Below are 17,572 nucleotides of genomic sequence, written 5' to 3'. Positions count from 1 at the left end.
TTATCCGGTGAATTCGAATGCTGCGAACTGGGTGATCTGCAGCGGATTGAAATTGTCGTCGCTCACCGCGACCAGCAGTCGGTTGCCGTTCGGCAAATTGGGACCCCAGCAGAGGCCTTCGGTGTTGTCCACGCGCGACAGCCCGAGCGAAGCTAAATCGGCGACCAGTTTCTTTGGCGCAGACCGATGATTGTCCGGCGTGAGGGCTTCGACGGCCAAGATATCGGTGGCGTCCCGGGTATCTATTTCATAGAGACGGACCGAGTTGCCGACCCCGGTGGCATAGGCGCGTTCGAGCACCAGCATGCGGTTGACGTCGATCATCAGCACTTCGCTGACGCCGTTGTCGGCATGCGTCCAGGGTATGAGTGGCCGTGTCGGAATGGCGTCTGGCACGTAGGCGATCTGGCGATCGACCACTCCTGTCGAAATCTTGATCCGCGTGAATCGGCAAGGACCGCCCACCCCGGCGAGCGTAGGAATCGGGCCGTCCTGAATCAGCGCGTTTTCCATGGCCACCCAGGCGTGCCGATTGTCGGGCGTCAGCGCGAGTCCCTCAAGGCCGAGGTTGTCGCGGGCGCCGTGTCGGCCGTCAGCGGACGGCTGAAACATGACCGGAAGCGGAATCTCGCGGACCAGCGCGCCGTCCGGATTCGACTCGTAGAGCGCGGGACCGAAACCGCGCCGCTCATCGCCCTCGCTGGTCCAGAGCAACGTCCCGGTGCCTGGACGCCATCTGATGGATTCCGGATCGGGGACCGGCACGGCTTCAGGCGCATGGCGCCTGGCCGGCCACGGTGTGTTGTTTGACTGTTTTAATACCACCACGGCGGTCAATTGGGGGGCGCCATCGTCCTTCCCAGGCGTCCAATGCATGCCGTAAAACCGAACGGGATTCAAATCTGATCGATCGTCGCTCAGAAGCAAGTACTCACGTCTTTCGGTGTCGTAGTCGATGCCTGAAAGGCCGCCGACGGCTGTTCCCTGAAAGGCGAGGCGATGTGGCCAACGCGCTTCGGCTACGAGACGCAGACGCTCCGGGCCGGTAGTTGCGCAGATTCCGCTTTTGCAACCGAGGGCTCCGCCCGCAATTGCCGCCGCGGAGAGCAGCCATTGGCGCCGGGTGAACGAGATCGAATGTTGGACGCGCACGGCCGGAAGTCTACGGGGTAGGGCCCCATCGCAACGCAAGGTGTTGACGGTCGACAAATGCTGTGCAACAATCGCAGGCTTCGCTTCAGAAAGGCGAAGCTTCTGCCCAGCGGAAGCGCACCGAAGTGGTTTTGGTGCGTGGACGACGGGCCCAAGACTGATCGTTGAGTCGTTTCGGAGTTGTCCGGGCCGGTGAAGCGGTACAAGTTGGGAATATCACGAAATGATCCAAACTGAATCCCGGCTCGATGTGGCCGACAACACGGGCGCGAAATCCGTCCTGTGTATCAAGGTGCTCGGTGGCTCCAAGCGGCGTTACGCCAGCGTGGGCGATGTCATCAAGGTCAGCATTAAGGAAGCCGCTCCGCGGGGTCGCGTCAAGAAGGGCGAGATCTACAGCGCAGTGGTGGTTCGCACCGCCAAGGGCATCCGTCGCAGTGACGGCTCGCTCGTTAAGTTTGATGGCAATGCGGCTGTGCTGCTCAATGCCAAGTTGGAGCCCATCGGCACCCGTATCTTTGGACCGGTCACGCGCGAACTGCGTACTGAAAAGTTCATGAAGATCGTGTCGTTGGCACCTGAAGTTCTGTAAGGACAGTGCCATGAACAAGATTCGCAAAGGCGACCAGGTCATCGTGTTGGCCGGGCGCGACAAAGGCAAGCGTGGCACTGTGTCGCTGCGCAAGGATGACTCGTTTGTCATCGTCGACGGCATCAACCTCGTCAAGAAGCACACCAAGCCGAACCCCCTGAAGGGTACGACAGGTGGCATCGTCGAGAAGGCCATGCCGATTCACCAATCCAACGTGGCGATCTTCAATGCTGCGACCGGCAAGGCCGATCGCGTGGGCATCAAGGTCACGGACGGCAAGCGCGTGCGCGTCTTCAAGTCCAGCGGCGAAGAAATCAAGGCCGCCTAAGGGGTACTCACATGGCTCGTCTCCAACAACACTATCGCGAAAAAGTCGCGAAAGACCTGACCGAAAAGTTCGGCTACACCTCGCCGATGCAGGTTCCGCGCTTGACCAAAATCACCCTCAACATGGGTGTGGGTGAAGCGGTTGCCGACAAGAAGGTGCTCGACAACGCCGTTGCTGATCTGACCAAAATTGCTGGACAGAAGCCTGTAGTGACCAAGTCGAAGAAGGCGATTGCAGGATTCAAGATTCGCGAGAACCAGCCGATTGGCTGCATGGTCACGCTGCGCGGCGTGCAAATGTATGAATTTCTCGATCGTTTCGTGACCGTTGCGCTGCCGCGCGTTCGCGATTTCCGCGGTATCTCGGGTCGTGCTTTCGATGGCCGTGGAAACTACAACATCGGCGTCAAGGAACAGATCATCTTTCCTGAGATCGAGTACGACAAGGTCGATGCGCTGCGCGGCCTCAATATCAGCATCACGACGACGGCAAAGACCGACGAAGAAGCCAAGGCGCTTCTCGCTGGCTTCCGTTTCCCGTTCAAGAACTGAGGTAGTTTGTGGCTAAAGTAGCTTTGATCGAGCGCGAGCTCAAGCGAGAAAAACTGGTCGCAAAGTACGCCGCCAAGCACGCGGAACTGAAGGCGATCGCCAACGACGCGAAGAAGAGCGACGAAGAGCGCGCAGCCGCCCGTCTGGGTCTGCAGAAGCTTCCGCGTAACGCCAACCCGACCCGTCAGCGCAACCGTTGCGAAATCACCGGTCGTCCGCGCGGCACCTTCCGCCAATTTGGTCTGGCCCGCGCCAAGATCCGCGAACTGGCTTTCAATGGCGACATCCCTGGTGTCACCAAGGCCAGCTGGTAAGCCAGGCAGGAGCAAACAACATGAGCATGAGTGATCCCATTGCCGACCTGCTGACGCGTATCCGTAACGCGCAGATGGTGGCGAAGCCCACCGTGTCGGTCCCGTCTTCCAAGGTGAAGGTTGCGATCGCACAGGTCCTTAAGGACGAGGGCTACATCGACGGCTTCAAGGTCAAGACAGAAGCCGGCAAAAGCGAACTCGAAATCGCACTGAAATACTACGCTGGTCGCCCGGTTATCGAGCGCATTGAGCGCGTGAGTCGTCCCGGCCTGCGCGTCTACAAGGCCAGTGCCGCTATTCCGCAAGTCCAGAACGGCCTCGGCGTTGCGATCGTCACGACCCCGAAGGGCGTGATGACCGACCGCAAGGCGCGCGCTGCCGGTGTCGGCGGCGAAGTGCTGTGCTACGTTGCCTAACCGAGACATCGAGGAGAAACTGAAATGTCCCGAGTAGGAAAAATGCCGGTCGCCATCCCCGCAGGCGTGGATGTATCGATCAAGGACGACCAGATCAGCGTCAAGGGTTCGGGCGGCACGCTCAACCTGGCGCGCAATGCGCTGGTGAATATCGTCAACAAAGATGGCAAGCTCAGCTTTGAGCCCGCCAATGATTCGCGTGAAGCCAATGCGATGAGCGGCACGGTTCGTCAGTTGGTAAACAACATGGTGCTCGGCGTGACCAAGGGTTTCGAAAAGAAGCTCAGTCTGGTCGGCGTCGGCTACAAGGCTCAAGCGCAGGGTGCCAAGCTGAATTTGCAGGTTGGTTACTCGCATCCGGTGAACAAGGACATGCCGCAAGGCATTACGGTCGCGACGCCAACCCCGACCGAAGTGATCATCAAGGGCGCCGACCGCCAACGCGTCGGCCAAGTGGCCGCCGAGATCCGCGCTATTCGTCCGCCAGAGCCTTACAAGGGCAAGGGCATCCGCTACGCGGACGAGAAGATCGTGATCAAAGAGACCAAGAAGAAGTAAGGGGCAGCAAAATGATGTTGACCAAAAAAGCACAGCGTCTTCGCCGCTCGCGCCAGACCCGTATTCGCATTGCGACGCAAGGCGTGGCGCGCCTGACAGTGAACCGCACCAATCTGCACATCTATGCCACCGTCATTTCCGACGACGGCACCAAGGTGATTGCTTCCGCATCGACGGCCGAAGCCGAGGTGCGCGCCTCGCTGGGCGGTTCCGGCAAGGGTGGCAACGCCGCTGCGGCAACCGCCATCGGCAAGCGCATCGCTGAAAAGGCGAAGGCTGCCGGCGTCGAGAAGGTCGCTTTCGATCGCGCAGGTTTCGCCTATCACGGCCGCGTCAAGGCGCTGGCCGATGCCGCTCGCGAAGCTGGCCTGCAGTTCTAACCGGACACGAGATTCAAAATGGCAAAGATTCAGGCAAGAACGCAGAACGAAGGCCCCGAAGACGGTTTGCGCGAGAAGATGATCGCGATCAACCGCGTCACCAAAGTGGTGAAGGGTGGTCGTATTCTCGGTTTCGCAGCGCTCACCGTAGTGGGTGACGGCGACGGCCGCGTCGGCATGGGCAAGGGCAAGTCGAAGGAAGTGCCTGCTGCTGTGCAAAAGGCGATGGAAGAGGCTCGTCGCAATCTGGCGAAGATTTCGATCAAGAACGGTACGCTCCATCACCGCGTCACGGGCCATCACGGCGCCGCCTCGGTGGTCATGATTCCGGCACCGAAGGGTACCGGCATCATTGCCGGCGGTCCGATGCGCGCGGTCTTCGAAGTAATGGGCATCACCGACATCGTGGCGAAGAGCCATGGTTCGTCGAATCCTTACAACATGGTCCGCGCCACGCTGGACGGGTTGAAGAACTCGACCACGGCGTCTGAAGTGGCTGCCAAGCGTGGCCTCACCGTCGAAGAACTCTTCGCCTAAACCGGGAGTACCGAGATGACGACGCAACAACAAACATTGAAGGTGCAATTGGTCAAGAGCCCGATCGGCACCAAGGAATCGCATCGCGCCACCGTGCGCGGCCTGGGTCTGCGCAAGCTGAATAGCGTGAGCGAGCTGCAGGACACGCCCGCGGTGCGCGGCATGATCAACAAGATCAGTTATCTGGTCAAAGTGCTCTAAAAGAGTCGCTGAGAGAGACGAATATGGAACTCAATGGCATCAAGCCGGCAGCCGGCGCCAAGCACGCCAAGCGCCGCGTCGGCCGTGGTATCGGCTCCGGCCTCGGCAAGACTGCAGGTCGCGGTCACAAGGGTCAGAAGTCGCGCGCAGGCGGTTTCCACAAGGTCGGCTTCGAAGGTGGTCAGATGCCTCTGCAGCGTCGGCTGCCGAAGCGTGGCTTCAAGTCGCATTTGCTGAAGTACAACGCCGAAGTGACGCTGACCTCGCTCGAAAAACTCGGCCTGGCCGAAGTCGACGTGCTGGCGCTCAAGCAAGCCGGTCTGGTGGGCCAGATCGCAAAGGTGGTCAAGGTCATCAAATCTGGTGAGATCACCAAGGCCGTCAAGCTGACAGGAATCGGCGCGACTGCCGGCGCCAAGGCCGCGATCGAAGCCGCTGGCGGCAGCGTCGCCTAAATACACGGACTGAAAGAAGCTCTTCGTGGCAACCAACGCGGCAACGCTCGCAAAAACGGGCAAATTCGGTGACTTGCGTCGCCGGCTTGTCTTTTTGCTGCTTGCGCTCGTGGTCTATCGCATCGGGGCGCACATCCCGGTGCCGGGTATCAATCCGGACCAACTGGCGCAGCTGTTCCAGGGCCAGCAAGGCGGTATTCTGAGCCTGTTCAACATGTTCTCGGGCGGCGCCCTTTCGCGCTTTACCGTGTTCGCGTTGGGCATCATGCCTTACATTTCTGCGTCGATCATCATGCAATTGATGACCTACGTTGTGCCGACCTTCGAGCAACTGAAGAAGGAAGGTGAAGCCGGTCGCCGCAAGATTACTCAGTACACGCGTTACGGTACGCTGGCTCTGGCACTCTTCCAATCTTTCAGCATTGCAGTCGCTTTGGAGTCGTCGGCCGGTCTGGTGATTTCACCTGGCTTCGGTTTCCGCCTTACCGCGATGATTAGCCTCACGGCTGGCTCGATGTTCCTGATGTGGCTGGGTGAGCAAATCACCGAGCGCGGACTGGGCAACGGGATCTCGATCCTGATTTTCGCCGGCATTGCGGCGGGGCTGCCCAACGCTATCGGGGGACTGCTCGAACTCGTTCGTACGGGCGCCATGAACGTGTTGGTCGCACTGTTCATTGTGGCCGTGGTTGTACTGGTGACGTATTTCGTCGTCTTTGTCGAACGCGGTCAGCGCAAGATCCTAGTGAACTATGCGCGGCGTCAGGTGGGCAACAAGGTGTATGGCGGTCAATCGTCACACCTGCCCCTCAAGCTGAACATGGCCGGTGTGATCCCGCCGATCTTTGCGTCGTCCATCATTCTGCTGCCCACTACGGTCGTGGGTTGGTTCAGCACCGGTGAGAGCATGCGTTGGATCAAGGACGTCGCCAGTGCGCTGAGGCCTGGGCAGCCCATCTATGTGCTGCTTTACGCCAGTGCCATCGTGTTTTTCTGCTTCTTCTACACGGCGCTGGTGTTTAACAGTCGTGAGACTGCCGACAACCTTAAGAAGAGCGGCGCATTCATTCCAGGCATACGGCCGGGTGATCAAACCGCGCGCTATATTGACAAGATCCTGGTTCGCCTGACGCTGGCTGGCGCGGTGTATATCACCTTCGTTTGCTTGCTGCCTGAGTTCCTGATCCTGAAATACAACGTGCCGTTCTATTTTGGCGGCACCTCCCTGTTGATCATCGTGGTCGTCACGATGGACTTCATGGCCCAAGTACAGAACTACATGATGTCTCAGCAGTACGAGTCACTGCTAAAGAAAGCCAATTTCAAGACTTCGTAGGTGTAGATGTCGAAGGACGATGTCATCCAGATGCAGGGTGAGGTTCTAGAAAACCTTCCCAACGCAACTTTCCGGGTGAAGCTCGAAAATGGGCATGTCGTTCTTGGACATATTTCCGGAAGGATGCGGATGCATTACATCCGCATCCTTCCTGGTGACAAGGTCACCGTTGAGTTGACGCCCTACGACTTGAGCCGGGCGCGTATTGTGTTTCGGGCGAAATGAGTCGCCGGGTTGAACAGAGTTTTAGGAGAATGAAATGAGAGTTTCGGCTTCGGTCAAAACCATTTGCCGTAATTGCAAGATCATCCGCCGCAAGGGTGTGGTGCGTGTGATCTGTACCGACCCGCGCCACAAGCAGCGCCAGGGTTGATTGATAGAGTATTAGAGGACGCACATGGCACGTATTGCTGGCATCAACATTCCGCCGCACAAGCACGCTGAAATCGGTTTGACCGCCATTTTCGGCATCGGTCGCACGCGCGCTCGCAAGATTTGCGAAGCAAGTGGCATCGAGTATTCGAAGAAGATCAAGGATCTGACAGACGCCGATCTCGAGAAGATCCGCGATCAGATCGCGCTCTTCACGATCGAAGGCGACCTGCGCCGCGAGACGACGATGAACATCAAGCGCTTGATGGACATCGGCTGCTACCGCGGCTTCCGTCACCGTCGCGGCCTGCCAATGCGCGGCCAGCGCACGCGCACCAATGCCCGCACTCGCAAGGGTCCGCGCAAGGCCGCGCAGTCTCTGAAGAAATAAGGATAGACCAGCATGGCTAAAGCTCCTGCCAACAACGCTGCACAGCGCGTCCGCAAGAAGGTTCGCAAGAACGTTGCCGACGGTATTGCTCACGTGCACGCCTCGTTCAACAACACGATCATCACGATCACTGACCGTCAGGGCAACGCCCTGTCGTGGGCGTCTTCTGGCGGTCAGGGCTTCAAGGGCTCCCGCAAGTCGACTCCGTTCGCTGCGCAGGTTGCCTCGGAAGTTGCCGGGCGCGCCGCGGTCGAGCAAGGCATCAAGAACCTCGACGTCGAGATCAAGGGTCCTGGCCCAGGTCGCGAATCGTCGGTGCGCGCACTCGCCGCACTCGGTATCCGGATCAATTCCATTGCCGACGTGACCCCGGTGCCGCATAACGGCTGCCGTCCGCAGAAGCGTCGTCGCATCTAAAGCGAAGACGTCCGGCGCAGCCCGCTTCGCAGCGGCTGCGCATTTGCTTTTTTAACAAGCCCACCGCCATCGGCACGCCGCTGATGGCTCCCGCAGTCCCCTGCGGCAGATGACACAAAGGAAGATCAAGTGGCACGCTATCTCGGCCCGAAGGCCAAACTCTCCCGGCGCGAAGGCACCGACCTGTTTCTGAAGAGCGCCCGTCGTTCGATCCAGGACAAGGCCAAGTTCGATTCGAAGCCCGGCCAGCACGGCCGCACGTCCGGTCAGCGTACCTCGGATTTTGGCCTCCAACTGCGCGAAAAGCAGAAGGTCAAGCGCATGTACGGCGTGCTCGAAAAGCAGTTCCGCCGCTACTTCGAGGAAGCCGATCGTCGCCGTGGCAATACGGGTGCCAACCTGCTGTTCATTCTCGAATCGCGCCTGGACAATGTCGTCTATCGCATGGGCTTCGGTTCGACCCGCGCAGAAGCACGGCAACTCGTGTCGCACAAGGCGATCACGGTGAACGGCCAGTCCGTCAATATTCCGTCGTACTTGGTCAAGACTGGCGACGTAATTGCGGTTCGCGACAAGTCCAAGAAGCAGAACCGCATTGTCGAAGCACTTCAACTGGCTCAACAGGTCGGTATTCCGGCTTGGGTGGAGGTGAATGCCGACAAGGCCGAAGGCACCTTCAAGAAGGTTCCCGATCGCGACGAGTTCGCAGCCGACATCAATGAATCGCTGATCGTCGAACTGTATTCGCGTTGATTTGTCTGCCTTCGCCCATGGCTTCCATGGAGCCCGTCGAAGAAGGCCGATGTTTTTATTCACGTTCCTGCCTTGAGCTTTGCTGCAAGGCAGGTGCTTCACCAGCCTTACCGGTGTAACGAGCCGGGGGTATTGAGAGGAAGTCTGCATGCAAACCACCCTGCTGAAACCCAAGACCATTCAGGTCGAGCAACTCGCGCCCAACAGGGCCAAGGTGACGCTCGAGCCTTTCGAGCGTGGCTATGGCCACACGCTTGGCAACGCACTGCGCCGTGTTCTGCTGTCGTCGATGGTTGGCTATTCGGCGACCGAAGTCACGATCGCGGGCGTGCTGCACGAGTACTCGTCCATCGATGGCGTGCAGGAAGACGTTGTCAACATTCTGCTGAACCTGAAGGGTGTGGTGTTCAAGCTGCACAACCGCGACGAGGTCACGCTGAGCCTGCGCAAGGACGGCGAAGGTGCTGTCACGGCTTCGGACATCCAGACGCCTCATGACGTCGAGATCATCAATCCCGATCATGTGATCGCGCATCTGTCGCAAGGCGGCAAGCTCGATATGCAGATCAAGGTTGAAAAGGGTCGCGGCTACGTGCCCGGAACGATGCGCCGTTACGCGGATGAGCCGACCAAGTCGATTGGCCGCATCGTCCTCGATGCCTCGTTCTCGCCGGTCAAGCGCGTGAGCTATACCGTTGAAAGCGCTCGCGTCGAACAGCGCACGGACCTCGACAAGCTGCTAGTTGAAATCGAAACCAACGGCGCGATCACCGCTGAGGACGCGGTCCGCGCTTCGGCCAAGATCCTGGTAGAGCAATTGGCTGTGTTCGCTCAACTCGAAGGTGGCGAATTGGCCGCATTCGATGCGCCGGCACCGCGCAGCGCCCAGCAGTTCGATCCGATTCTGCTGCGTCCAGTCGACGAGCTTGAACTCACCGTGCGCTCCGCGAACTGCCTGAAGGCGGAGAATATCTACTACATCGGTGACCTGATCCAGCGGACCGAAAATGAGTTGCTCAAGACCCCGAATTTGGGGCGCAAGTCGCTCAACGAAATCAAGGAAGTGCTTGCCTCGCGCGGCCTGACCTTGGGCATGAAGCTCGAAAGCTGGCCCCCGGCTGGTCTCGACAAGCGTTGATTTTTGGATATGGCCCATAGGGGCCTGTGCACCGGGCAGTACCTGACACGGCTGCCTGTTTTTATAAAGTAAAGGAAAGCACTATGCGTCACGGACACGGACTCCGCAAACTCAACCGCACCAGCTCGCACCGCCTCGCGATGCTGCAGAACATGATGAACTCGCTCATCGAGCACGAAGTCATCAAGACCACGGTCCCGAAGGCCAAGGAACTGCGTCGCGTCATCGAGCCGATGATCACTCTGGCCAAGAAGCCGACGGTCGCCAACAAGCGCCTAGCATTCGACCGCCTGCGTGATCGCGACAGCGTCGTGAAGCTTTTCGGCGAACTTGGTCCTCGCTACCAGGCTCGTCCTGGCGGCTATACGCGCATCCTGAAAATGGGTTTCCGTGTGGGCGACAACGCGCCGATGGCGCTGGTCGAACTGGTGGATCGTCCTGAAGTAAATGAGGCAGTTGCAGACGAGCAAAACGCTGCAGAATAGGCTATAATTCCATCTTGCCGCGCGATGGAGCAGCCTGGTAGCTCGTTGGGCTCATAACCCAAAGGTCGCAAGTTCAAATCTTGCTCGCGCAACCAAATTTTCGGCGACAAAAATCGCTGATTGAAAAAGCCCACTTTGGTGGGCTTTTTTTTGGTCGTCCAAGCGGCGCGCAATTGGCAATTGATCTCTGCCGCTGAGTGCCGCGGAAAGAGCTATGCGCCCAGCCGCACATCGGCATCTGGGCGGCGGGCGGGCGGCACGTCTCTATGTGCTCAAGAGCTGAGGCCTAGTCAGGCACTACGGCCGTCACTTCAATCTCAACCTTGGCGCGCGATTCGACGAGTGCCGCAACCTGCACGCAGGTCATTGCCGGGAAGTTCTTCCCCATGGCGTCGCGATAGACAGGGCCGAGTTCGCCCAAGCGGCGGTTGTATTCGTCCCGGTCGATCACGTACCACGTCATGCGCACCATGTGCTCCGGTCCTGCACCTGCCTCGCGCAGCACTGCGGCGATGTTTCGGAGCGCGAGGCCCGTTTGTTCGATGAAGTCATCCGATTCGAACTGCTGTTGTGCATTCCAACCGATTTGTCCGCCGACGAACACCATGGTTCCGCGTGCGGCGACGCCGTTGGCATAGCCCTTCGGAGGAGCCCAGCCCGGGGGTTGCAGAAATTTGATCATGCCAATTGCCTCAGTTTGAATCGTTGGAGTTTCCCGGTCTCGGTTCGCGGCAGGCTCGCCACGAATTCGATCTCCCGGGGGTATTTGAAAGGCGCGATGGTCGCCTTGACGTGGTCTTGGAGTGCCTTGACCATGATGGCGTCACCGGCATGGCCGGGCTTGAGCACGCAGAAGGCCTTGACGATCATGCCGCGCTCTTCGTCGGGTTTGCCGATCACGCCGCATTCAGCTACGGCCGGGTGTTTGAGGAGTGCGTCCTCGACCTCCGGCCCGCCGACGTTGTAGCCCGCCGTGACGATCATGTCGTCAGCGCGGGACTGGTAGAAGAAGTACCCGTCCTCGTCCTCGACAAACGCATCGCCAGGGTAGTTCCATCCATTCCGCACGTAGTCCGCCTGGCGGGCGTCGTCGAGATAGCGACAACCCACGGGGCCGATGATGGCCAGCTTGCCAACCGTGCCTCGGGGGACTTCATTGCCCTCATCGTCGACGATCTTGGCGGTGAATCCCGGAACGGCTCTTCCCACCGCCCCACGACGGATTTCGTCACCCGCGGCGGAAATGTAGATGTGAAATACCTCGGTTCCACCGATGCCATCGAGCATCTCCAGGCCGGTCGCCTGCTTCCAGAGTTGACGTGTCGCATCTGGCAGTGCCTCACCGGCGCTGACGCTGATGCGGAGACTCGGCACGCCGGCCTCTTTCGCGAACGCGGCCATCTGCCGATAGAACGTGGGCGCTGTGTAGCTGATGGTCGCACCGACGTTGTGGATCACCTGCACCATCGATTCGGGCGTGTACGGCGCATCGTGAAAGTACACGGAGGCGCCCGCGTACATCGGGAAGATCAACAATCCGCCCAACCCGAAAGTGAATGCCAACGGCGGAGAGCCGATCACGACGTCGTCGCTGCGAGCCCGCAGGACATGGCGCGGCCAGGTCTCGCACATCGCCAGCACGTCTCGATGCGTGGTGACCGGCGCCTTGGGCTTGCCTGTCGTTCCGGACGTGAAGGCAAGCAGTGCGATGTCGTCGGCAGAGGTTGGACACGCGTTGAAGGCGCCGTTCTTGCCAGCCGCTCGCGCCGATAGCGAGTCTGGTGTGTCTGGCTGGTTGAATGCCACGATCGTCTTCAGAACGGGATGCTGCAGTTGCGCCGCCTGAAGCTCGTCGAGCAGCTTGCCTTCGCAAAGCGCGACGGTAGGCTGCGCCTTGTCCAGGATCTCTCCCAGCTCCTTCGCGCGCAGCAGGGGCATCGTGGCGACGGCAATCATCCCGGCCTTGACCACGCCGAGCCATGACAGCGCCATGGCGATCGAGTTTCCGCCTCGCAGCAGCACGCGATTGCCCGGCACCAGGCCGAGGTCTTCGGTCAGCACCTGGGCGATGCGGTTGACTTCGACCGCCGCCTCGGCATAAGTCAAGGTCTGGCTCGGTGAACGCAGCATCGGCTTGTCGGCGAAGCCCTTGGAGGCCGCCTTGTCCAGCAGCTCTTCCACCAGATTCAAGCGGTCCGGCAACTGAAGTTCGGGCAGGTCGTACCGGAAGATCGGTAGTTGATCCGCCGGCGGGAGCCGGTCATGTACAAAGCGATCGATCTGCGCAGTTGAAGTCATTTGGCCCTCAATACGGATTTGCCGATGATGAGTTGTTGTACTTCCGTCGCGCCTTCGTAGATGCGCAGCGAGCGGATGTCGCGATAGAGGCTTTCGACCTTCGTGCCGACCTTGACGCCGAGGCCGCCGTGCATTTGAAGTGCCATGTCGATCACGCGGCTTGCGTTCTCGGTTGCGGTCATCTTGGCCATGGCCGCGGCAGCGGTCAGGTCGCCCACCGGAGCCTCGCCGCGGCGTTCGCTGTCGTCGCGCATCCATGCGGCGCGATAAGTCAGCAGAGCGCCGGCGTCGATCAACGCCGCCATCTCGCCGAGCTTCGCCTGCGTGAGTTGGAAGTCCGCCAGCGTCTGGCCGAACATCTTTCGCTTCTGCGCGTGTTGGACGGCCTCGGACAACGCGCGGCGAGCCATCCCGAGCGCGGCGCCGGCGACCGACGCGCGGAAGATATCGAGCGTGCGCATCGCAAGCTTGAAGCCGCCGTGCAACTCGCCCAATTGGGCACTGCGCGGCACCACGCAACCTTCGAAACGCAGGGTCGCGAGCGGATGCGGCGCCATGACGTCGATGTGCGCCGACGTGTCGAGTCCGGGCGTCTTGGCATCGACGATGAAGGCGGTGATCCCGCGGGCGCCGGCGGTCGGATCGGTCTTTGCGAACACGCAATAGAAGTCGGCGATGCCGCCGTTGCTGATCCAGGTCTTCTCACCCGTCAGGCGCCAGCCGTCAGCCGTTTCCTCGGCGCGCATCGCCATGGCACCGACGTCCGAGCCCGCTTCGGGTTCGCTGAGCGCGAAGGCCGCGATCTTGTCGCCGCGCCCGACGGGCGCGAGATAGTCCGCATGCTGCGCAGCAGTGCCTGCCAGCGTGATGGCACCGCTGCCCAGGCCCTGCATCGCGAATGCGAAGTCAGCCAGTGGAGAGTGGAACGCCAGCGTCTCGCGCAGCAGCACGAGGGCACGCGAATCGAGCTTGTCGAGCGCGCCACCCGAAGCAGCGGGCACGCAGTAGCGCAGCCAGCCAGCATCGCCCAGCCTCCGGACCCAGTCGCGGCAGGCCGCGCGGTCGTCGTGCTCGTCCACGGACTGGGCTGCGGCCCAGGGCAGGAGTTCGCGCGCGAGCGCTCGGTGCGCCTCTTCGAAGAAGGGCAGCGCCAAGTGCCCCGTGGAGGGATCGACAGCAGATGCAACCATGGATCAATCCCCTCCGAACACGGGCTTGCGCTTCGCGGCGAAGGCTTCGTAGGCGCGCTTGAAGTCCTCGGTCTGCATGCAGATCGCCTGCGCCTGCGCCTCGGCTTCGATGGCCTGGTCGATCGTCATCGACCATTCCTGCGACAGCATGGTCTTGGTCATGCCATGCGCAAAGCTCGGGCCTTCGGCCAACTCGCGGGCCATCGCGGTGGCGGCGCCGACAAGGGCATCGCTCTCGTGCAACGCATTGAAGAAGCCCCATGCTTGCCCTTCCTGAGCCGTCATCGCGCGGCCGGTAAAGAGCAGTTCGGAGGCACGCCCCTGGCCGATGACGCGAGGCAGGAGCGCGCACGCGCCCATGTCGGCGCCCGCGAGTCCGACGCGGGTGAACAGGAATGCGGTGCGCGTGGAAGGCGTTCCATAGCGAAGGTCGCAAGCCAGGGCGATCATCGCGCCGGCCCCGGCGCAGACGCCGTCGATCGCGCCCACGATGGGTTGCGGGCAGTGGCGGATCGCCTTCACGAGGTCACCCGTCATGCGCGTGAACTCCAGCAGTTCCGGCATGCGCATGCGGGTCAGCGGCCCGATGATCTCGTGCACGTCACCGCCGGAGCAGAAGTTGCCGCCCGCACCAGTCACCACGATCGCCTTCACGTCGGTGGCGAAGCTCAATGCGCGAAACAAGTCGCGCAGTTCCGCGTACGAATCGAAGGTCAGCGGGTTCTTGCGCTCCGGTCGGTTCAGCGTGATCGTGCCGACGCCAGCGTCGAAAGACCACGAGAAATGCGTGGCCACGTAGCCGGCCTTGGGTTCGAACTGCGCGCGCATGGGACTGTCCGCGCCGATGTAGTGCTTCATAGAGCCTCCGCCAATTGTTGATGTGAATGTTGCTTGACCTTGCCCAGCAGTTTGTGCAGCTGGGCGATTTCCTTGCTGTTCAGCGCGGAGAAGGCATCGCAGATCCATGCCTCGTGCTGCTGTGCCATGTCGTTGAAGAGCTTGCGGCCTCGCGTCGTGAGGCGAACGCGCCACGCACGGCGGTCGCCTGCGACGTCGACACGCTCCACCAGCCCTTCCGTGACCAGCTGGTCGGTGATGCCGGTGACGTTGCCGCCGGTGACCATCATGCGTCGCGAGAGCTCGTTCATCTTGAGCCCTTCGGGTGCACGCTCGAGTTGCGACATGAGATCGAATCGGGGCAGCGTCGTCGCGAACTGCTCGCGCAGTTCATTGCGAACCTGCTTCTCGATCAGCTGGGTGCAGGTCAGCAGGCGCAACCAGAGACGAAGCTCGTCGGGGTGCTCGCTGTGGGCTCTGGCTTCGAGGTCCATCTATTGCTCCTCTTCGGGCACGCGTGGTGCTGTCGCCAGCGCTGCCGCGAGTTGCTGCTGCTTTGCGATCTCGCGGTACATCTGGTCGCGCCCGCTCAGATACTGCTTCGGCCATTCGATATCGCGGTTCTGCAGCTTGGCGGTTTCGTGCAAGGTCCACGCGGGGTCTGCCAGGTGCGGTCGCGCAATGGCACACAAGTCGGCGCGACCCGCAGCGATGATGCTGTTGGCCTGATCGGCATCGGTGATGGCGCCGACGGCGATGGTCGAGATGCCCACCTCGTTGCGAATGCGATCCGCGAACGGCGTCTGGTACATGCGGCCGTACACCGGCTTTGCGGCGCGCGTGGTCTGACCCGACGAGACATCGATGAAGTCGCAACCGGCTTCCTTGAAAGCGCGCGCCATCACGATCGCATCGGCGTCGGTATTGCCGCCGGGCGCCCAGTCATGCGCCGAAATGCGAACGCTCATCGGCCGATCGGCCGGCCATGCGGCGCGCATCGCGCGGAATACTTCGAGCGGATAGCGCAGGCGGTTGTCGATGTCGCCGCCATACTCATCCGTGCGCAGATTGGTCAGCGGACTGAGGAAGGACGAAAGCAGATAGCCGTGCGCACAGTGCAGCTCGAGCCAGTCGAAGCCGGCCTCGGCCGCGCGCTTCGTGGAGGCGACGAACTGGTCGCGCAGGAGGTCCATGTCGGCCCGCGTCATCTGCGCGGGCATTTGGTTCTGTTCGCCATACGCCAGCGCGCTGGCAGCGATCAGCGGCCAGTTGCCTGCCGGCAGCGGCTCGTCGGTGCCTTCCCAGCCGACTTGCGTGGAGCCCTTGGGACCGCTGTGACCCAACTGCATGCCGATCTTCGCGCTCGACTGCGTGTGCACAAAATCGACGATGCGCTTGAATGCCGCCGATTGCGCATCGTTGTAGAGGCCGGTGCACGCCGGCGTGATGCGGCCTTCGGGTGTCGGGCTGGTCATTTCCACGAACACCATGGCGGCGCCGCCGAGTGCGCGTGCGCCAAGATGGACCAGCAGGAAGTCCTGCGGCACGCCATCGACCGCGCTGTAGGTTGCCATCGGCGAGCAGACGATGCGGTTCTTGAGCGTCAGCCCGCGCACGGTGAGCGGCATCAGCATCGGAGGCAGCGGTTTGCCGCCGGACAGCCATTGCTCGTAGCCGCCCAGCCATTTCGTGTCGCGCAGGCGCAGGTTCTCGTGGCTGATGCGCTGCGATCTGGTGAGCAGCGAGTAGGCGAACTGTTCGATCTCCATGCCCGTGTAGCGCGGCACGTTCTCGAACCATTCGGTCGAGTTGCGGGCTGCGTTCTGGATCTTGAGCACTTCGACGCTGCGCCGGGCCTCGTAGGCCTCGAGCACTTCGTCGATGCCGCCGCCAGTGGCGAATTCGTTGGCAAGGTCGATGGCATCTTCGAGCGCGAGCTTGGTGCCCGAACCGATGGAGAAGTGCGCCGTGTGCGCGGCATCGCCCATGAGCACAACCGGCACGGGCTTGCCATTGACCTCGATGCGGTGCGTCCAGTGCTTGCACACGACCCGCGGGAAACGAATCCAGTTGGCCGAGCCGCGCAGGTGCGTGGCATTGCTGATCAGCTTGTGGCCATCCAGGTACTTCGCGAAGAGCTGCTCGCAGAAGGCGATCGCTTCCGGCTGCTCCATCTTGTCGAGACCATGGGCCTGCCAGACGGCTTCGGGCGTCTCGACGATGAAGGTCGACGTCTTGTCGTCGAACTGGTAGGCGTGGGCCTGGAACCAGCCGTGCTCCGTCTTTTCGAAGGCGAAGGTGAAAGCGTCGAAAGTCTGATTCGTGCCGAGCCAGACGAAGCGACATTGACGCAGGTCAATGTCAGGTTCGAAAACGTCCGCATAGCGCTGGCGGATGCGGCTGTTGAGCCCGTCGCAGGCGATCACGAGGTCCGCGTTGTACTGGGCGGCCAATGCCTGGTCGTCCGTGACGTCGGTTTCGAACACCAGCTTGACGCCGAGCGCCAGGCAGCGCTCCTGCAGGATGTTGAGGAGCCGCTTGCGGCCGATGCCGCAGAAGCCGTGCCCGCCCGATCGCACCTGGCGTCCCTTGAAGAACACCTGGATGTCGTCCCAATGGTGGAACTCGCTGCCGATCAGGGCCGCGGTGTCCGGGTCGGCCGCCGCCAGGTTGGCGAGCGTCTGGTCGCTGAGCACGACACCCCAGCCGAAGGTGTCGAAGGGGCGGTTGCGCTCGACGACGGTGACGTCGAGGGCCGGCTGCCGGGCTTTCATCAACAGCGCGAAGTACAGGCCGGCAGGGCCGCCGCCGATGCACAACACACGGTGAAGGTTCGGGGTGAAGCTATTCATGGATAAATAGTTTAGACAT

At 61.1% G+C, this 17,572-nt stretch carries 25 protein-coding genes and 1 tRNA gene; 19 read left to right on the top strand and 7 right to left on the bottom strand.

Annotation, left to right across the window (positions count from 1 at the left end):
* Positions 1 to 1,152 carry an esterase-like activity of phytase family protein gene (locus AC1DN9_RS07860; RefSeq protein WP_478098895.1) on the bottom strand — a complete coding sequence of 384 codons (1,152 nt, stop codon included), beginning with the start codon at positions 1,150 to 1,152 and terminating at the stop codon, positions 1 to 3.
* A 223-nt stretch (positions 1,153 to 1,375) separates the two neighbouring features.
* Between AC1DN9_RS07860 and rplN the strand changes: the two genes are divergently transcribed.
* From rplN to AC1DN9_RS07765, 19 genes are all read left to right on the top strand, one after another.
* Positions 1,376 to 1,744: a 50S ribosomal protein L14 gene (rplN, locus tag AC1DN9_RS07855; protein WP_093105273.1), complete on the top strand. Its 369-nt coding sequence runs from the start codon at positions 1,376 to 1,378 to the stop codon at positions 1,742 to 1,744.
* A 10-nt stretch (positions 1,745 to 1,754) separates the two neighbouring features.
* Positions 1,755 to 2,072 carry a 50S ribosomal protein L24 gene (gene rplX / locus AC1DN9_RS07850; RefSeq protein ID WP_478098893.1) on the top strand — a complete coding sequence of 106 codons (318 nt, stop codon included), beginning with the start codon at positions 1,755 to 1,757 and terminating at the stop codon, positions 2,070 to 2,072.
* Between the two features lie 11 nt (positions 2,073 to 2,083).
* The gene (gene rplE, locus AC1DN9_RS07845) at positions 2,084 to 2,623 is read left to right on the top strand and encodes a 50S ribosomal protein L5 (RefSeq protein WP_028250827.1); all 540 of its coding nucleotides are present in this window, start codon (positions 2,084 to 2,086) and stop codon (positions 2,621 to 2,623) included.
* 8 nt (positions 2,624 to 2,631) lie between these two features.
* Positions 2,632 to 2,937, top strand: a complete 306-nt coding sequence (gene rpsN, locus AC1DN9_RS07840; protein WP_068674578.1) for a 30S ribosomal protein S14 — start codon at positions 2,632 to 2,634, stop codon at positions 2,935 to 2,937.
* A 20-nt stretch (positions 2,938 to 2,957) separates the two neighbouring features.
* Positions 2,958 to 3,353 carry a 30S ribosomal protein S8 gene (gene rpsH / locus AC1DN9_RS07835; RefSeq protein WP_088954787.1) on the top strand — a complete coding sequence of 132 codons (396 nt, stop codon included), beginning with the start codon at positions 2,958 to 2,960 and terminating at the stop codon, positions 3,351 to 3,353.
* A 24-nt stretch (positions 3,354 to 3,377) separates the two neighbouring features.
* Positions 3,378 to 3,911 (top strand): 50S ribosomal protein L6, encoded by a 534-nt coding sequence (gene rplF, locus AC1DN9_RS07830; RefSeq protein ID WP_478098891.1) that lies wholly within the window; start codon positions 3,378 to 3,380, stop codon positions 3,909 to 3,911.
* 14 nt (positions 3,912 to 3,925) lie between these two features.
* Complete coding sequence (rplR, locus tag AC1DN9_RS07825; protein ID WP_478099163.1) at positions 3,926 to 4,291, top strand: 50S ribosomal protein L18; 366 nt, start codon at positions 3,926 to 3,928, stop codon at positions 4,289 to 4,291.
* A gap of 18 nt (positions 4,292 to 4,309) precedes the next feature.
* Complete coding sequence (gene rpsE, locus AC1DN9_RS07820) at positions 4,310 to 4,828, top strand: 30S ribosomal protein S5 (protein ID WP_028250822.1); 519 nt, start codon at positions 4,310 to 4,312, stop codon at positions 4,826 to 4,828.
* 15 nt (positions 4,829 to 4,843) lie between these two features.
* The gene (gene rpmD, locus AC1DN9_RS07815) at positions 4,844 to 5,029 is read left to right on the top strand and encodes a 50S ribosomal protein L30 (protein ID WP_009124818.1); all 186 of its coding nucleotides are present in this window, start codon (positions 4,844 to 4,846) and stop codon (positions 5,027 to 5,029) included.
* Between the two features lie 23 nt (positions 5,030 to 5,052).
* Positions 5,053 to 5,484: a 50S ribosomal protein L15 gene (gene rplO / locus AC1DN9_RS07810; protein ID WP_478098890.1), complete on the top strand. Its 432-nt coding sequence runs from the start codon at positions 5,053 to 5,055 to the stop codon at positions 5,482 to 5,484.
* Between the two features lie 25 nt (positions 5,485 to 5,509).
* Positions 5,510 to 6,820, top strand: coding sequence for a preprotein translocase subunit SecY (gene secY, locus AC1DN9_RS07805; RefSeq protein WP_478098888.1), 1,311 nt, complete (start codon positions 5,510 to 5,512; stop codon positions 6,818 to 6,820).
* A 6-nt stretch (positions 6,821 to 6,826) separates the two neighbouring features.
* Complete coding sequence (gene infA / locus AC1DN9_RS07800) at positions 6,827 to 7,045, top strand: translation initiation factor IF-1 (RefSeq protein WP_150590309.1); 219 nt, start codon at positions 6,827 to 6,829, stop codon at positions 7,043 to 7,045.
* A gap of 34 nt (positions 7,046 to 7,079) precedes the next feature.
* Positions 7,080 to 7,193, top strand: coding sequence for a 50S ribosomal protein L36 (rpmJ, locus tag AC1DN9_RS07795; RefSeq protein WP_038201958.1), 114 nt, complete (start codon positions 7,080 to 7,082; stop codon positions 7,191 to 7,193).
* A gap of 24 nt (positions 7,194 to 7,217) precedes the next feature.
* On the top strand, positions 7,218 to 7,583 hold the full coding sequence (gene rpsM, locus AC1DN9_RS07790; RefSeq protein WP_019653977.1) for a 30S ribosomal protein S13: 366 nt from the start codon (positions 7,218 to 7,220) through the stop codon (positions 7,581 to 7,583).
* A gap of 12 nt (positions 7,584 to 7,595) precedes the next feature.
* A complete protein-coding gene (rpsK, locus tag AC1DN9_RS07785) occupies positions 7,596 to 8,000 on the top strand; it encodes a 30S ribosomal protein S11 (protein ID WP_009124825.1) in 405 nt (134 codons plus the stop codon).
* 129 nt (positions 8,001 to 8,129) lie between these two features.
* The gene (rpsD, locus tag AC1DN9_RS07780) at positions 8,130 to 8,753 is read left to right on the top strand and encodes a 30S ribosomal protein S4 (protein ID WP_478098886.1); all 624 of its coding nucleotides are present in this window, start codon (positions 8,130 to 8,132) and stop codon (positions 8,751 to 8,753) included.
* A 148-nt stretch (positions 8,754 to 8,901) separates the two neighbouring features.
* Complete coding sequence (locus AC1DN9_RS07775; protein WP_093162415.1) at positions 8,902 to 9,891, top strand: DNA-directed RNA polymerase subunit alpha; 990 nt, start codon at positions 8,902 to 8,904, stop codon at positions 9,889 to 9,891.
* Positions 9,892 to 9,974: 83 nt separating this feature from the next.
* Positions 9,975 to 10,376, top strand: a complete 402-nt coding sequence (gene rplQ / locus AC1DN9_RS07770; RefSeq protein ID WP_478098885.1) for a 50S ribosomal protein L17 — start codon at positions 9,975 to 9,977, stop codon at positions 10,374 to 10,376.
* A gap of 18 nt (positions 10,377 to 10,394) precedes the next feature.
* Positions 10,395 to 10,471, top strand: a tRNA-Met gene (locus tag AC1DN9_RS07765).
* Between the two features lie 191 nt (positions 10,472 to 10,662).
* On the opposite strand, the gene AC1DN9_RS07760 is transcribed toward AC1DN9_RS07765, so the two are convergent.
* From AC1DN9_RS07760 to AC1DN9_RS07735, 6 genes are read right to left on the bottom strand one after another with little or no spacing between them, the layout of a single operon-like run.
* Positions 10,663 to 11,058: a RidA family protein gene (locus AC1DN9_RS07760; RefSeq protein ID WP_478098882.1), complete on the bottom strand. Its 396-nt coding sequence runs from the start codon at positions 11,056 to 11,058 to the stop codon at positions 10,663 to 10,665.
* A complete protein-coding gene (locus AC1DN9_RS07755; protein ID WP_478098880.1) occupies positions 11,055 to 12,674 on the bottom strand; it encodes an AMP-binding protein in 1,620 nt (539 codons plus the stop codon). Before AC1DN9_RS07755 ends, AC1DN9_RS07760 begins: the two co-directional genes overlap by 4 nt.
* Complete coding sequence (locus tag AC1DN9_RS07750) at positions 12,671 to 13,864, bottom strand: acyl-CoA dehydrogenase family protein (protein WP_478098878.1); 1,194 nt, start codon at positions 13,862 to 13,864, stop codon at positions 12,671 to 12,673. The genes AC1DN9_RS07755 and AC1DN9_RS07750 overlap by 4 nt, the downstream gene beginning before the upstream one ends.
* A gap of 3 nt (positions 13,865 to 13,867) precedes the next feature.
* Positions 13,868 to 14,722, bottom strand: a complete 855-nt coding sequence (locus AC1DN9_RS07745; RefSeq protein WP_478098876.1) for an enoyl-CoA hydratase family protein — start codon at positions 14,720 to 14,722, stop codon at positions 13,868 to 13,870.
* Positions 14,719 to 15,195, bottom strand: coding sequence for a MarR family winged helix-turn-helix transcriptional regulator (locus AC1DN9_RS07740; RefSeq protein ID WP_478098874.1), 477 nt, complete (start codon positions 15,193 to 15,195; stop codon positions 14,719 to 14,721). Before AC1DN9_RS07740 ends, AC1DN9_RS07745 begins: the two co-directional genes overlap by 4 nt.
* The gene (locus AC1DN9_RS07735) at positions 15,196 to 17,553 is read right to left on the bottom strand and encodes a bifunctional salicylyl-CoA 5-hydroxylase/oxidoreductase (RefSeq protein WP_478098872.1); all 2,358 of its coding nucleotides are present in this window, start codon (positions 17,551 to 17,553) and stop codon (positions 15,196 to 15,198) included. It lies immediately after the preceding gene.
* Positions 17,554 to 17,572: the final 19 nt, after the last annotated feature.

The sequence above is a fragment of the Variovorax sp. 05L425 genome (assembly GCF_056397705.1).
Note: the sequence above shows the minus strand (reverse complement) of the source record. Positions and strands in the feature narration are given on the sequence as shown.

What these genes read in the sequence shown, in the direction of transcription:
- rplN (WP_093105273.1), top strand. Translation starts at nt 1,376, where the DNA reads ATGATCCAAACTGAATCCCGGCTCGATGTGGCCGACAACACGGGCGCG.
- rpmD (WP_009124818.1), top strand. Translation starts at nt 4,844, where the DNA reads ATGACGACGCAACAACAAACATTGAAGGTGCAATTGGTCAAGAGCCCG.
- AC1DN9_RS07775 (WP_093162415.1), top strand. Translation starts at nt 8,902, where the DNA reads ATGCAAACCACCCTGCTGAAACCCAAGACCATTCAGGTCGAGCAACTC.
- AC1DN9_RS07760 (WP_478098882.1), bottom strand. Translation starts at nt 11,058, where the DNA reads ATGATCAAATTTCTGCAACCCCCGGGCTGGGCTCCTCCGAAGGGCTAT.
- rplF (WP_478098891.1), top strand. Translation starts at nt 3,378, where the DNA reads ATGTCCCGAGTAGGAAAAATGCCGGTCGCCATCCCCGCAGGCGTGGAT.
- rpsM (WP_019653977.1), top strand. Translation starts at nt 7,218, where the DNA reads ATGGCACGTATTGCTGGCATCAACATTCCGCCGCACAAGCACGCTGAA.
- rplO (WP_478098890.1), top strand. Translation starts at nt 5,053, where the DNA reads ATGGAACTCAATGGCATCAAGCCGGCAGCCGGCGCCAAGCACGCCAAG.
- AC1DN9_RS07755 (WP_478098880.1), bottom strand. Translation starts at nt 12,674, where the DNA reads ATGACTTCAACTGCGCAGATCGATCGCTTTGTACATGACCGGCTCCCG.
- rpmJ (WP_038201958.1), top strand. Translation starts at nt 7,080, where the DNA reads ATGAGAGTTTCGGCTTCGGTCAAAACCATTTGCCGTAATTGCAAGATC.
- rplE (WP_028250827.1), top strand. Translation starts at nt 2,084, where the DNA reads ATGGCTCGTCTCCAACAACACTATCGCGAAAAAGTCGCGAAAGACCTG.
- rpsE (WP_028250822.1), top strand. Translation starts at nt 4,310, where the DNA reads ATGGCAAAGATTCAGGCAAGAACGCAGAACGAAGGCCCCGAAGACGGT.
- rpsK (WP_009124825.1), top strand. Translation starts at nt 7,596, where the DNA reads ATGGCTAAAGCTCCTGCCAACAACGCTGCACAGCGCGTCCGCAAGAAG.
- rplQ (WP_478098885.1), top strand. Translation starts at nt 9,975, where the DNA reads ATGCGTCACGGACACGGACTCCGCAAACTCAACCGCACCAGCTCGCAC.
- infA (WP_150590309.1), top strand. Translation starts at nt 6,827, where the DNA reads ATGTCGAAGGACGATGTCATCCAGATGCAGGGTGAGGTTCTAGAAAAC.
- AC1DN9_RS07745 (WP_478098876.1), bottom strand. Translation starts at nt 14,722, where the DNA reads ATGAAGCACTACATCGGCGCGGACAGTCCCATGCGCGCGCAGTTCGAA.
- AC1DN9_RS07740 (WP_478098874.1), bottom strand. Translation starts at nt 15,195, where the DNA reads ATGGACCTCGAAGCCAGAGCCCACAGCGAGCACCCCGACGAGCTTCGT.
- AC1DN9_RS07735 (WP_478098872.1), bottom strand. Translation starts at nt 17,553, where the DNA reads ATGAATAGCTTCACCCCGAACCTTCACCGTGTGTTGTGCATCGGCGGC.
- rplR (WP_478099163.1), top strand. Translation starts at nt 3,926, where the DNA reads ATGTTGACCAAAAAAGCACAGCGTCTTCGCCGCTCGCGCCAGACCCGT.
- rplX (WP_478098893.1), top strand. Translation starts at nt 1,755, where the DNA reads ATGAACAAGATTCGCAAAGGCGACCAGGTCATCGTGTTGGCCGGGCGC.
- rpsH (WP_088954787.1), top strand. Translation starts at nt 2,958, where the DNA reads ATGAGCATGAGTGATCCCATTGCCGACCTGCTGACGCGTATCCGTAAC.
- AC1DN9_RS07750 (WP_478098878.1), bottom strand. Translation starts at nt 13,864, where the DNA reads ATGGTTGCATCTGCTGTCGATCCCTCCACGGGGCACTTGGCGCTGCCC.